The sequence below is a fragment of the Streptomyces sp. NPDC003327 genome, assembly GCF_053589515.1.
In genome coordinates, this window is the sequence record NZ_JBSFSA010000079.1 from 1 (window position 1) to 13321 (window position 13321).

The window sequence follows — 13321 nt, forward strand, 5'->3', positions numbered from 1 at the left end:
AATGGGGCCACCTCACCGTCAACATCCACGGCCGCCGCTGCCGCTGCGGCTCCCACGGCTGCCTCGAAGCCTACGCGGGCGCCGAAGCCCTCCTCGAACGCTGGCACGAAGCGGGCGGCACACCCCCCGCCCACGCCGACGAGGAAACCGCCCTCACCGCCATGCTCACCGCCGCCCACCCCACCGACGGCACCCCACCCGACACCACCGCCCGCACCGTCCTCGACGAAACCGCCCGCTACCTCGGCGCCGGCTTCGCCGACCTCATCAACCTCTTCCAGCCCGAACGCATCCTCGTCGGCGGCTGGGCGGGCCTCCAGCTCGGCACCCCCTTCCTCGACACCGTCACGGCGCACGCGCAGGAGTACGCGCTGCGCTACCCGGCGGAGCGGGTGACCATCGGGCTCGGGACGCTCGGCCCGGACGCGGTCACGGTCGGCGCGGCGATCCTGCCGCTCGCCGACTTCTTCGCGCGCGGCGGCCGGAGGGCGGACAGCGAGGCCGCCACGGAGGCGGAGGCGGTCGAGGAACAGCCGGCCTGGGCGACGACCGTCCGCGACCGCGCGGCCCACTGAAAGAACTGAAGGAGACGCCCTCGTGCGCGCGGTGCGCCGGGCGCCGGGCAACAGGACCCGCGCGGTGCGCCGGGCAACAGGACCCGCGCGGTACGTCAGGCGACGGAGCCTATGCGGCCGGCCGGCGTGCCCGGGCCGTCGTGGTGGATCGGGGTGTGCGCGCCGGTGAGGGAGACCCCGCTGCCGCCGCGGCGGCTCGCGACGATCTCGGCGCCGATGGAGAGCGCCGTCTCCTCCGGCGTACGGGCACCGAGGTCGAGTCCGATCGGGGAGCGCAGGCGGGCCAGTTCGAGTTCGGTGACGCCCACCTCGCGCAGGCGCTTGTTGCGGTCCTCGTGGGTACGGCGGGAGCCCATCGCGCCGATGTAGGCGACGGGGAGCCGCAGGGCCGCCCGGAGGAGGGGGACGTCGAACTTGGCGTCGTGGGTGAGGACGCAGAGGACGGTCCGGCCGTCGGTCTCCGTCGACTCCAGGTAGCTATGGGGCCATTCGACGACGACCTCGTCGGCCTCGGGGAAGCGGGCCGGGGTCGCGAAGACGGGCCGGGCGTCGCAGACGGTGACGTGGTAGCCGAGGAACTTGCCGACGCGGACGAGCGCGGAGGCGAAGTCGATGGCGCCGAAGACGATCATGCGGGGGGCGGGGACCGAGGACTCCACGAGGAGGGTGAGCGGCTGCCCGCAGCGGCTGCCGTCCTCGCCGATCCCGACGGTGCCGGTGCGGCCCGCGTCCAGCATCGCGCGGGCCTCGGCCGCCGCGGTGCGGTCCAGCTCGGGGTGGCCGCCGAGCACGCCCTCGTACGAGCCGTCGGGGCGGACGAGGAGCGCCTTGCCCAGCAGTTCCTCGGGGCCCTCGGTGATCCGGGCGAGGGCCGCCGCCTCCCCCGAGACGGCTGCGGCCAGGGCGGCGGGGTAGACCCCGCCGCGGATCGGGGTGACGAGGATGTCGATGACGCCGCCACAGGTCAGGCCGACGGCGAAGGCGTCCTCGTCGCTGTAGCCGAAGCGCTCGACGACGGTCCTGCCGTCTTCGAGCGCCTGTTGGCACAGCTCGTAGACCGCGCCCTCCACACACCCCCCGGAGACCGATCCGATCGCCGTGCCCTCGCCGTCGACGGCGAGCGCGGCGCCCGGCTGGCGGGGCGCGCTGCCGCCGACGGCCACGACGGTGGCGACGGCGACGTCACGTCCCTGCTCGACCCACCGGTGCAGCTCTTCGGCGATGTCCAGCATCTCGGTTCTCCTCTGGAAGGTGTGGGGAGGGCGGCGGGGCGGCGTCAGCCGACGCCGAGCCAGCTCTCGATGGGATGGATCGCGAAGTAGACGACGAAGATCGCGGTGAGGCCCCACATGAAGGCACCCACTTCGCGGGCCTTGCCCTGCGCCGTCTTGATGACGGCGTAGGAGATGACGCCGGCCGCGACACCGGTGGTGATGGTGTACGTGAAGGGCATCAGGACCACGGTGAGGAACACCGGGATCGCGACGGACCGGTCGCTCCAGTCCACGTGCTTGGCGTTCTGCATCATCATCGAGCCGATGACGACGAGGGCCGCGGCGGCGACCTCCTGCGGGACGATCGCGGTGAGCGGGGTGAAGAAGAGGCAGAGGGCGAAGAAGCCGCCGGTGACCACGGAGGCCAGGCCGGTGCGGGCGCCCTCGCCGACGCCGGTGGCGGACTCGACGAAGACCGTCTGGCCCGAGGCGCCGCCGGCGCCGCCGATGACGCCGCCGGCGCCGTCGATGAAGAGGGCCTTGGAGAGACCGGGCATGCGGCCCTTGTCGTCGGCGAGCTTGGCCTCGGTGCCGACGCCGAGGATGGTCGCCATGGCGTCGAAGAAGCCGGCCAGCACCAGGGTGAAGATGATCATGGTGATCGTGATGTAGCCGACGTCGCCCCAGCCGCTGAAGGAGACCTCGCCGATGAGCGAGAAGTCGGGGGCGGAGACCGCGCTGCCGTCCAGCTCCGGGGCGCCGGAGAACCAGGCCTTGGCCGGGATGTCGGCGACGGCGTTGAGGACGATCGCGACGATCGTGCCGGCGACGATGCCGATGAGGATGGCGCCGGGGATGTTGCGGGCCTGCAGGGCGAAGATCAGCAGCAGGGTGAAGGCGAAGATGAGGACGGGCCAGCCGGCCAGTTCGCCGGCCGGGCCGAGGACGACGGGGCCGCCGCCGGGGGCGGGGTTCTCGTGCACGAAGCCGGCCTTGACGAAGCCGATGATCGCGATGAAGAGGCCGATGCCGATGGTGATCGCGTGCTTCAGGGCGAGCGGGATGGCGTTCATGATCATCTCGCGGAGGCCGGTGACGACCAGGAGACAGATCACGGCGCCGTACGCCACCGACATGCCCATGGCCTGCGGCCAGGTCATGACGGGGGCGACCTGCGAGGCCATCACGCCGGAGACGCTGAGTCCGGCGGCGAGGGCCAGGGGGACCTTGCCCCAGAAACCCATGAGGAGGGTCGTCGCGGCCGCGGCGAGGGCGGTGGCGGTGATGAGGGCCGGCTGGCTGAGCAGATTGCCCTCGACGTCCTTGCCGCTGAGGATCAGGGGGTTGAGCAGGAGGATGTACGCCATCGCCATGAAGGTGGTGACGCCGCCGCGGACCTCCGTCGCGACGGTGGATCCTCTCTCCGAGATGTGAAAGTACCGGTCGAGCCAAGAACGCCCGGCGGGGTTGCGCGAGCCGGAGCCCGCGTCCTCCGCGGTGGTCTTGGGCTCCACAGACGACTGGGTCATGGGGCCTACTCCCAAGGTTCAAAGGGGCACCCGCATCAGACTTCGAAGCTCTGACGGTGAAGCTGCGGGATTTGGGATATCACGTTGGCTGCACGACCCGGGGGACGGCCCGAGACGAACGGGGTACAACGGGGTACTGCGGTGCCGGGGCCCCGGCGGAGCGGGGCCCCGGGCGGTCCTACAGGGTGCCGGTGAGCGCCTCGGGGCGGACCGGCGTCTTGTTGAGTTCCAGACCCGTCGCGTTCCGGATCGCCGCGAGGACGGCCGGGGTGGACGACAGGGTCGGGGCCTCACCGATGCCCCGCACGCCGTACGGCGCGTTGGGGTCGGCCAGCTCGAGGTAGTCGACCGGGATGGTCGGCGTGTCGAGGATGGTCGGGATGAGGTAGTCCGTGAAGGAGGGGTTGCGCACCTTCGCGGTCTTCGGGTCGACGATGATCTCCTCCATCACCGCGACGCCCAGGCCCTGGGTGGTGCCACCCTGGATCTGGCCGATCACGGAGAGCGGGTTGACCGCCTTGCCGACGTCCTGGGCGCAGGCCAGCTCGATGACCTTCACGAGGCCGAGCTCGGTGTCCACCTCCACCACCGCGCGGTGTGCGGCGAAGGCGTACTGGACGTGGCCGTCGCCCTGGCCGGTGACGAGGTCGAAGGCCTGGGTGGGGCGGTGCCGCCACTCCTCCTCGATCTCGATGACCTCGTCCTCCAGGACGTCCGCGAGGGTGGCGAGGGCCTCGCCGCCGTCGGTGACGACCTTGCCGCCCTCCAGGAGGAGTTCGGCGGTCGCCCAGGCCGGGTGGTACGAGCCGAACTTGCGCCGGCCGATCTCCAGGACGCGCTCGCGGAGAAGCTCGCAGGAGTTCTTGATGGCGCCGCCGGTCATGTACGTCTGGCGGCCCGCGGAGGTCGAACCGGCCGAGCCCACCTGGGTGTCGGCGGGGTGGATGGTGACCTGCTGGACCCCGAGCTCGGTGCGGGCGATCTGCGCGTGGATCGTGACGCCGCCCTGGCCGACCTCCGCCGCGGCGGTGTGGACGGTGGCGACGGGCTCGCCGTTGATGACCTCCATGCGGACCTTCGCCGTGGAGTAGTCGTCGAAGCCCTCGGAGAAGCCGACGTTCTTGATGCCGACGGCGTAGCCGACGCCCCGGACGACGCCCTCGCCGTGCGAGGTGTTGGAGAGGCCGCCCGGCAGCGCGCGGACGTCCGCGCCCTCGCCCGCGGTCTCCCACTGGCGCTCCGGCGGCATCGGGCGGGCCTTCACGCGGCGCAGCAGTTCGGCGACCGGGGCGGGGGAGTCCACGACCTGGCCGGTCGGCATGATCGTGCCCTGCTCCATGGCGTTGAGCTGGCGGAACTCCACCGGGTCCATGCCCAGCTTCGCCGCGAGCTTGTCCATCTGGGCCTCGTAGGCGAAGCAGGCCTGGACCGCGCCGAAGCCGCGCATGGCGCCGCAGGGCGGGTTGTTGGTGAAGAGGCCGATCGCCTCGATCTCGACGTCGTCGATGACGTACGGGCCGACCGAGAGGGAGGAGGCGTTGCCGACGACCGAGACCGTGGAGGAGGCGTAGGCGCCGCCGTCCAGGACGATCTTGCACTTCATGTGCGTGAGCTTGCCGTCCTTGGTGGCGCCGTGCTCGTAGTAGAGCTTGGCCGGGTGCCGGTGGACGTGCCCGAAGAAGGACTCGTACCGGTTGTAGACCATCTTGACCGGCTTGCCGGTGCGCAGGGCGAGGATCGAGGCGAGGATCTGCATCGAGATGTCCTCGCGGCCGCCGAACGCGCCGCCGACGCCGGCCATCGTCATGCGGACCTTGTCCTCGGGCAGGCCGAGGCAGGGCGCGATCTGCTCGCGGTCCGCGTGCAGCCACTGGGTGGCGACGTACAGGTCGACGCCGCCGTCCTCGGCCGGTACGGCGAGGCCGGACTCGGGGCCGAGGAAGGCCTGGTCCTGCATGCCGAAGGTGTACTCGCCGGTGACGATGACGTCGGCCCGCTTGGCGGCCTCGGTGGCGTTGCCGCGGATGATCGGCTGGCGGTGCACGATGTTGGGGTGCGGGACGTGGCCGGCGTGCTTGTCGTCGCGGTTCTCGTGGACCAGGATCGCGTCGGGCGCGGTCGCCGACGCCTCGTCGGTGACGAGGGGCAGTTCGCGGTACTCGACCTTGATCTTCGCGGCGGCGCGGCGGGCGGTCTCCGGGTGGTCGGCGCCGACGAGGGCGACCGGCTCACCGTGGTGGCGGACCTTGCCGAAGGCGAGGACGGGCGTGTCGCGGAACTCCAGGCCGTAGGTCTTCGCGGCCGGCAGGTCGTCGGCCGTGAGGACGGCGTAGACGCCGTCCATGGCGAGGGCCTCGGAGGTGTCGATGGACACGATCTCGGCGTGCGCGACCGGGGAGCGCAGGATCTGGCCCCACAGCATGTCCTCGTGCCACATGTCCGAGGAGTAGGCGAACTCGCCGGTGACCTTGAGAGTGCCGTCGGGGCGGAGGGTGGACTCGCCGACGCCGCCCTTGGTGTGGTTCTGGGTGACGTTGCGGGGGATTCCGGTGGTGGTGCCAGCCATGGTCAGACCGCCTCTCCCTGACGGGCGGCCGCCAGGCGGACCGCGTCGAGGATCTTCTCGTAACCGGTGCAGCGGCAGAGGTTGCCGGAGAGCGCCTCGCGGATGTCCGCGTCCGTCGGGGACGGGTTGCGCTCCAGCATCTCGTCGGCCGCGACGAGCAGACCGGGGGTGCAGAAGCCGCACTGGACGGCGCCGGCGTCGATGAACGCCTGCTGGATCGGGGAGAGTTCGACGCCCTCACCGGTCTGCGAGTCCTGGCCGGGCTTGGCCTCCCAGCGCTTGGCCTCGTCGAGCGAGGTGCCGCAGGCGCCGGTCGCGCAACCGCCGTGCTCCTCGCGCTGCTTGGCGTACTCCGCGAGGCCCTCGACGGTGACGACCTCGCGGCCCTCGACCTGACCGGCCGCGACGAGACAGGAGCAGACCGGCACGCCGTCGAGGCGGACGGTGCAGGAACCGCACTCGCCCTGCTCGCAGGCGTTCTTGGAGCCGGGCAGGCCCAGGCGCTCACGCAGCACGTAGAGGAGGGACTCGCCCTCCCAGACGTCGTCGGCTTCCTGCGGACGACCGTTGACCGTGAAATTGACGCGCATGATCAGGCAGCTCCCTCAAGCGTGCGGCCGGCGCCGCGGTACTGCTCCCAGGTCCAGCCGAGCTGGCGGCGAGCCATGATGCCGACGGCGTGACGGCGGTACTTGGCCGTGCCGCGGACGTCGTCGATCGGGTTGGCGGCGGCCGAGCAGAGGTCGGCGAACTGCTTGGCGATCGACGGGGTGATGATCTTGCCGTTGTCCCAGAAGCCGCCCTCTTCGAGGGCCGCGTTCAGGAACTCCTCGGCCTCCTTGGCGCGGATCGGGGTCGGCGCGGCCGAACCGATGCCGGTGCGCACGGTCCGGGTCTCCGGGTGCAGGGCCAGGCCGAAGGCGCAGACGGCGATGACCATGGCGTTGCGGGTGCCGACCTTGGAGTACTGCTGGGGGCCGTCCGCCTTCTTGATGTGGACGGTCTTGATCAGCTCGTCGGGCTCGAGCGCGTTGCGCTTCACGCCCGTGTAGAAGGCGTCGATCGGGATGAAGCGGCTGCCGCGCACGGACTCGACCTCGACCTCGGCGCCCGCGGCGAGCAGCGCCGGATGGGCGTCGCCGGCCGGGGATGCGGTGCCGAGGTTGCCGCCGACGCCGCCGCGGTTGCGGATCTGCGGGGAGGCGACCGTGTGCGAGGCGAGCGCCAGGCCGGGCAGCTCGGCTCGGAGGTTCTCCATGATCCGGGTGTACGGGACGGAGGCGCCGAGGCGGACGTTCTCCTCGCCGACCTCCCACTCGCGCAGCAGCTCGATGCGGTTCAGGTCCAGGAGGTACTCGGGGCGTCGGTGGTCGAAGTTGATCTCGACCATGACGTCGGTACCACCGGCGATGGGCACGGCCGTGGGGTGCTCGGCCTTGGCGGCGAGCGCCTCCTCCCAGCTGGCGGGGCGAAGGAAGTCCATGGTGGCTCTCTTCTAGGAATTCTGGTGATCAAGGGGTCGTTCACGGGTCCGGGGGGACGGCCGGCCCTCGACGTCGTGTTCATGTGCTGTTCACGCGGTGTGTGGCCTAGTACACAAGCCACGCCCGCCGGGGTGCAGTCACCGAAAACATGAAGGAGTTGGCTGGGGCCCATCCTCGTCTTGTAGATTCGAACGAAAGGCGGGGAACGGCAACCTCGCTGTTTTCCCCTGGAAACGGCGGCACCACTGCACCGTCGACAACGCGACACCCACGACCACTGACGAGAAGGAACGGCGGCGACACGATGCGGCTGCGCGCACTGCTGGAGAACGACGCGCTGGGGCTGCGCCTGCTCGGGGGCGAGGAGGAGCTCGACCGGACGGTCCGGGGCGTGATGACGACGGACCTGAAGGACCCCAGTCGGTACCTGTCGGGCGGCGAGCTGGTGCTCACCGGTCTGGCCTGGCTGCGGGAGCCGGCCGACACGGAGCCGTTCGTCCGGATCCTGGCCTCGGCCGGGGTGGCGGCCCTCGCGGTGGGCGAGGCCGGGGTGGCCGCGCTCGCCGGCGCGGACGCCGAACCCGGGTCCGTACCGGAGGATCTCGTACAGGCGTGTTCTCGCCATCGTCTGCCGCTCTTCGCGGTGGAGGAATCCGTTGCGTTCGCGACGATCACCGAGCACGTTGTTCGACAGGTCTCGGGCGAGCGGGCCGGGGACCTGGCGGCCGTCGTCGACCGCCACAGGCGGCTGATGACCTCCGGTCCGGCGGGCGGGGGCCCCGAGGTGGTCCTCGACCTCCTGGGCTCCGACCTCGACCTGCACGCCTGGGTGCTCTCCCCCACCGGGCGGCAGATCGCGGGCGCCGGGGAGCCCCTGGAGGGCGGCCTCGCCGCGACCCTGGCGGGCGAGCACCTCGCCGCCACCCGTACCGGCCGGCGCGGCCCCCACCGGCTGACCACGGCCGGGACGACGTACTCGCTCTTCCCGATCCGCAACACGGGCCGCGGCCCGGCGCCCGCCTCCCGCGACATGCGCGAGTCGGTCCTGTCGGACTGGCTGCTCGCCGTGGAGGCCGACGCGGGCGACTGGCCGGCCGCCCGGCTCGACCTGCTCCAGGGCGTCACGCAGCTGATCGCCGTCGAGCGGGACCGCCGCGACGCGGCCCGTACGGTACGCCGCAGGCTGGCGCAGGAGGTCCTGGAGCTGGTGCAGACCGGCGCCGCCCCCGCCGAGATCGCCGCCCGCCTCCGGGTCGCCGCCCCGGTGCTGCTGCCCGGCCTCGGCGCCGCCCCGCACTGGCAGGTCGTCGTCGCCCGTGTCGAGTGGGAGCAGGAGGCCGGCCAGAGCCCCGTGGAGACGGGCCCGATCGCCCAGGCGCTGCTGGAGGAGATCCTCGTCGACCCGGCGACCGTCGGCGCCGAGTCCACCGACCGGATCGCCGTCGCGCACAGCGGCGACGAGGCCATCGCGCTGGTCCCGCTGGCCGCCGCACCGGTGCCCGACAGCGAGGACGAGGGTCCGGCGACGGGGCTCGGCCTGCACGCGGACGCCCTGCTCGCGGCCGTACGGGCTCCGCTGTCGGCCGGCCTCGCCGACGACGGGCGGCTCACGCTCGGCGTCAGCGCCGCCGTCCATTCGGCGGAGGGCCTGCGCGGGGCCCTGGAGGAGGCCCGGCACGCCCGCCGGGTGGCCGCCGCCCGGCCCGGCCGGGTCTGCGCCGCCGGGCACCACGAGCTGGCCTCGCACGTGCTGCTGCTGCCGTTCGTGCCGGACGACGTCCGGCGGGCCTTCACGGCCCGGCTGCTCGACCCGCTGCGCGACTACGACCGCCGCCACCGCGCGGAGCTGATCCCGACCCTGGAGGCCTTCCTCGACTGCGACGGCTCCTGGACCCGCTGCGCGACCCGCCTCCATCTGCACGTGAACACCCTGCGCTACCGGGTGGGCCGCATCGAGCAGCTCACGGGCCGCGATCTGTCGCGTCTCGAGGACAAGCTGGACTTCTTCCTGGCCCTGCGGATGAGCTGACCCGGTCCCGGCACGGGCCGGGACCCGTCGGAGGGGGCGCCGTCAGCGGCGGCCCCCTCCTCGCACGTCACACCTTCGGGCGAGTCCTTCGGAGTGAACGGCTCCGCCGCGGCGGGGCCGACGGTCACGGTGCCCCCGCGCCCGGCCGGGCCCTGATCACGGGGCGGGCAGCGGCCCGACGGGCCGTCGGCCCGTGCCCCGCGGGCGCCGTCCGCATGCGCACGCCTCTTGTGAAATCTTTCACCTGACCCCTTGGCCCCGTGCTCCCCTTCGTGCTGAGATGCCGTTCTACTCAACAGCTCAATGGCGCGCTCGGGGAGGGCAATGTGGCGGACACCGCCATGTCTGGTTCCGAATCAAGGGGTGGCGACAGTCCGTCCCTCGCCTACGGCAAGGAGACACCGGTGGAGACCGCCATATGGCGGCTCCGCTCCCGCGGTTGCTGGACGGACGCGGCGGCGCTGCTCGCACCCCGCGCCGCCGAACCGGCCGCCGCGCTCGAAAGGGCAGCACTCCTCATCGAGCGCTGTCTGTACACCGAGAAGGGCTGGGCCGAGGCCGAGGACGCGCTGAGGGCGGCGGAGGCGGTCGCCCGTACCGACGAGGAGCGCGGCGCGGCGGCGTGCGAACGCGGCTATCTGGCCTACGCGTCGACGCTTCTGGGCGTACGGGACCGGGCCGACGAGGCCCGCATGGCGCTCGGCCGGGCGGCCGCGCTCATCGGCCCCGGGGCCGAGGGACGCCCGCTGCTCGACTTCCGGCGCGGACTCGTCGCCCAGAACCTCGGAGACTCCCCGCAGGCGGCGCGGGCCGCGTACCGCAGGGCACACGCGGGCGCGGCCGACCGGGGGGACGCGCTCCTGCTCTCGTCGACCTGGCGCCATCTGGCCGGACTGGCGTTAAGGGAGGGGGAGTTGGCCGAGGCGCGCCACGGTTTCGCCGAATCGCTGCGGATCCGAGAGGAGTTGGGCTATCTCGTCGGCACGGCGCCCGCGCTCACCGCGCTCGCCGACACGGAGACGGAACCGGAGGCCGGACGGCTGCGCGCCGAGGCGCGTCGGCTCTTCCGGCTGCTCGGCGGCGTGCCGACCTGGCTGGCGACTCAGCTGACCCCCCGCACGGCGTGAACTTCCCCTGCTCAAGGGCCTGGTGACGTGACGTCACCAGGCCCTCGGCGCGAGCCGGACCAGGGTCTCGTCCGTGCCGAGGATCAGCTCGCCGCAGCCGGTGACGGCGACGGCGCGCGGGGCGGGGCCCGGGCGGAAGGGGAGCGTCGGTCCGCCGTCCGGGCGGCGCAGTTCGACGAGTCCGTCGGCCCAGGCGACCGCCACGACGGGACCCTTCGGGGTGTCGGCCGCGTGCAGGGACACGACCGGGGAGGGCCGTTCGGCGAGGGGCTCGGGCCGGGGGTCGCGGCCCGGTGTCCAGAGCCGTACGGTGCCGTCGGCGCCGCCCGAACAGACGAACGGGGTGGCCGAGTCGACGGCCGTCACCGCCGTGACCCGCCCGCTGTGCAGGGCCGCCTGGTGCAGGCCGGTCAGGCCGAAGGCGTGCACGGAACCGAGCCGGTCCCCCACGACCACCGAGCCCGAGATCGCCGCGAGGGCCGTGCCCGGGTGCCGGGTGAGGGTGGTGGAGACGGCTTCCGTGAGGCGCTGGAGGTACGGGGCGCGGGGCGCCGTTCCCCGTACGGTGTGCAGCCGCCCTCGGTCGTCGAGGAGCAGCACCGTGCCGTCCGGGGTCGGCGCGAGGGCGGTGACGCGGCCCGCGGCCTCGTGCGGGAGGCGTCCTGCGGGGCTCGCGTCGGCCGTACGGACCAGGCGCACGGCGCCGGTGCGGTCGCCGACCAGGAGCATGCCCTCCTGCGGGCCCCCGGCGGCGCCCAGCACGGCGACGGCGCCGGGCCAGGGCGGCGCGAGGTCCCCGCGGTTGCGGGTCCACCTCAGGTGCCAGGGTGCCGTCTCCGCGAGGCCGGCGAGCGCGGGCCGGGCGCGCGGGTCGGCGCCGTCGCCGAGCGCGGCGAGCAGCACGAGGGCCCGCTCGGCCGGGTCCTGGGGGCGGCACAGCGACTGTCCGGCACGCAGCCAGGCGGTCCTGAGCCCGCCGTGCGCGTCGCCCGCGGGCCCGTCGGCCGAGCCGGGCGTCCCGGGGCCCGTCTCCGCGACGTACCCGGCGGTGACGAGCAGCGGATCGGTCACGCAGACGGCGACCGGGTCGGAGAGGTCGGGCGCGGGCCGGGTCGCGGGCGGCTCCTCGGGTGCCGGGCGGCCGTCGCCCTCCAGCTCGACGAGGGTCAGGCGGTGGGCGCCCCGCGGGATCGCCGCCGGGGTCCCGGTCCGCGCCTCACGGCGGGCGCCCCGCAGGACCGCCGTGGCCGGGCTCCCCGTTCGCGCCTCGACCACGAGCCGCACCCGTCCGACGGCGGCCAGCTCCGCGAGGAAATCGGCGAGCGCCTCGGGTTCGGCGGCGGCGTGGAGGTCCGTGAGCAGCAGGACCGGGCGGCCGGGGCGGCGGCCCTCGCCGGTGGCGAGGGCCTGGACGAGTTCGTCGGGCGTCCCGGCGACCACGCCGAGGTGGTCGGCGAGGGTCCAGGCGGCGCCGAGGGCGCTCTGTCCGGTCAGCGGCACGAGCAGTCGCGGGGTGCGCCGCCGGGACCGGGACGACCGTCCGGCGCGGGTCGCCCCGTGCGCGGCGAGCCAGCCGAGCAGGGCCGTCTTGCCGGTGCCGGGCCCGCCGGTGACCAGACAGAGCCGGGGCGCCTCGGGGTCGGTGAGCCAGCCCAGCAGGGCCGTGGCCTCGGGCTCGGTGCCGGTGAGGGCGCGGCGCCCCTCCCATGCCGGGGACGGGGTCGCGGACGGCATGGGCACCTCGCGGACGATGCGGGACGAGCGGACGGACGCCCCCGACCTTAGTGGCCGCGGCCCGGTTCGGGCCCCCGTTGATCAGCTTGATTCCGCACGGGCGGGCCCGCTCAGCCGGCCGCGCCCGTGAAGTGCTCGCGGACCAGGGATTCGACGACCGGGAGGTCCTGGGCGATCAGGGCGTCCAGGAGCGCGGTGTGCTCGGCGGCGTCGGCGATCAGGTCGGCGTGCCGGACGGCCGGGCCGCTGATCAGCGGCCACTGGGAGCGGCGGTGGAGGTCGTCCGCGACGGTGAGGAGCTGGGCGTTGCCTGCGAGGGAGAGGACCGCCCGGTGGAAGGCCCGGTCGGCGTCGGCGTAGTGGGCGCGGTCGCCGCGGGCGGCGGCGGCGACGGTGGCCTCGGCCTGGGGGCGGAGGGCCGCCCAGCGGGCGGAGGGCACGGTGCGGGCGAGCCGGAGCATGACGGGGACCTCGATGAGGGCCCGGACCTCCGCGAGCTCGGCGAGTTCGCGCGGGGTGCGCTCGACGACCCGGAAGCCCCGGTTGGGGACGACCTCGACGGCGCCCTCGACGGCGAGGCGCTGCATGGCCTCCCGGACGGGGGTGGCGGAGACGCCGAGGCGTTCGGCGAGGGCGGGGGCGGAGTGGACCTCGCCGGGGCGGAGCTCGCCGCCCACGAGCGCGGTGCGCAGGGCGTCGAGGACCTGGCCCCGGACGGAGTGGCGCCGCACGGTGCGGGGGCCCGCCGCGAACGGTTCGTCGTGCGGGTGCGCCCCGCGCGCCGCCTCGGAGGGGGCGGGGACGGTGGCCGGGGCCGCGGTGGCCGCGGCTGCGGCCGAGGGGCCCGGCTCGCCGGGGCGGGCCGCTGAGCCGTCGCGGGCCCGGTCGATCGGGGACTGCTCGCCCCGGGCTGCCCGCTCTCCCCCGGTCGCCCGATCGCCCCGGGACTGCTCGGGCACGCGCGCCGGGGCGGTGTCGCCGGAGGGCACGCCGGGTTCCGGTCCCGCGGGCTCGCGGACGTCACCGGAGCCCCGTTCTCGATGGTCAACTTCATCGACGAGAA

General features: G+C 73.9%; 10 protein-coding genes. 3 read left to right on the forward strand and 7 right to left on the reverse strand.

Translation table 11 applies throughout. The features are described from left to right. Positions 1-575: ROK family protein (locus ACWDVG_RS30990; RefSeq protein ID WP_451704185.1), on the forward strand; the 575-nt coding region annotated here is incomplete at its 5' end. A gap of 95 nt (positions 576-670) precedes the next feature. Here the strand turns inward: ACWDVG_RS30990 and ACWDVG_RS30995 are convergent. The 5 genes from ACWDVG_RS30995 to ACWDVG_RS31015 all read right to left on the reverse strand — a co-directional run bounded on the left by ACWDVG_RS30995 (position 671) and on the right by ACWDVG_RS31015 (position 7367). Continuing rightward, the gene (locus tag ACWDVG_RS30995; protein WP_451704187.1) at positions 671-1807 is read right to left on the reverse strand and encodes an XdhC family protein; all 1137 of its coding nucleotides are present in this window, start codon (positions 1805-1807) and stop codon (positions 671-673) included. Between the two features lie 44 nt (positions 1808-1851). Then, complete coding sequence (locus ACWDVG_RS31000) at positions 1852-3318, reverse strand: NCS2 family permease (protein ID WP_451704188.1); 1467 nt, start codon at positions 3316-3318, stop codon at positions 1852-1854. A 178-nt stretch (positions 3319-3496) separates the two neighbouring features. Then, positions 3497-5884 (reverse strand): xanthine dehydrogenase family protein molybdopterin-binding subunit, encoded by a 2388-nt coding sequence (locus ACWDVG_RS31005; RefSeq protein WP_451704190.1) that lies wholly within the window; start codon positions 5882-5884, stop codon positions 3497-3499. A 2-nt stretch (positions 5885-5886) separates the two neighbouring features. Further along, on the reverse strand, positions 5887-6474 hold the full coding sequence (locus ACWDVG_RS31010; protein WP_451704192.1) for a (2Fe-2S)-binding protein: 588 nt from the start codon (positions 6472-6474) through the stop codon (positions 5887-5889). A 2-nt stretch (positions 6475-6476) separates the two neighbouring features. Continuing rightward, positions 6477-7367 (reverse strand): FAD binding domain-containing protein, encoded by an 891-nt coding sequence (locus ACWDVG_RS31015; RefSeq protein WP_451704194.1) that lies wholly within the window; start codon positions 7365-7367, stop codon positions 6477-6479. A 305-nt stretch (positions 7368-7672) separates the two neighbouring features. Here ACWDVG_RS31015 and ACWDVG_RS31020 point away from each other — a divergent pair, with 305 nt between their 5' ends. Beyond that, positions 7673-9397, forward strand: a complete 1725-nt coding sequence (locus ACWDVG_RS31020; protein ID WP_451704196.1) for a PucR family transcriptional regulator — start codon at positions 7673-7675, stop codon at positions 9395-9397. 326 nt (positions 9398-9723) lie between these two features. Further along, positions 9724-10524, forward strand: coding sequence for a hypothetical protein (locus ACWDVG_RS31025; protein WP_451704198.1), 801 nt, complete (start codon positions 9724-9726; stop codon positions 10522-10524). 33 nt (positions 10525-10557) lie between these two features. Here the strand turns inward: ACWDVG_RS31025 and ACWDVG_RS31030 are convergent, their stop codons facing one another. Beyond that, positions 10558-12258, reverse strand: coding sequence for a hypothetical protein (locus ACWDVG_RS31030; RefSeq protein WP_451704200.1), 1701 nt, complete (start codon positions 12256-12258; stop codon positions 10558-10560). 110 nt (positions 12259-12368) lie between these two features. Further along, positions 12369-13148, reverse strand: a complete 780-nt coding sequence (locus ACWDVG_RS31035) for a GntR family transcriptional regulator (RefSeq protein WP_451704202.1) — start codon at positions 13146-13148, stop codon at positions 12369-12371. Between the last annotated feature and the right edge of the window lie 173 nt (positions 13149-13321).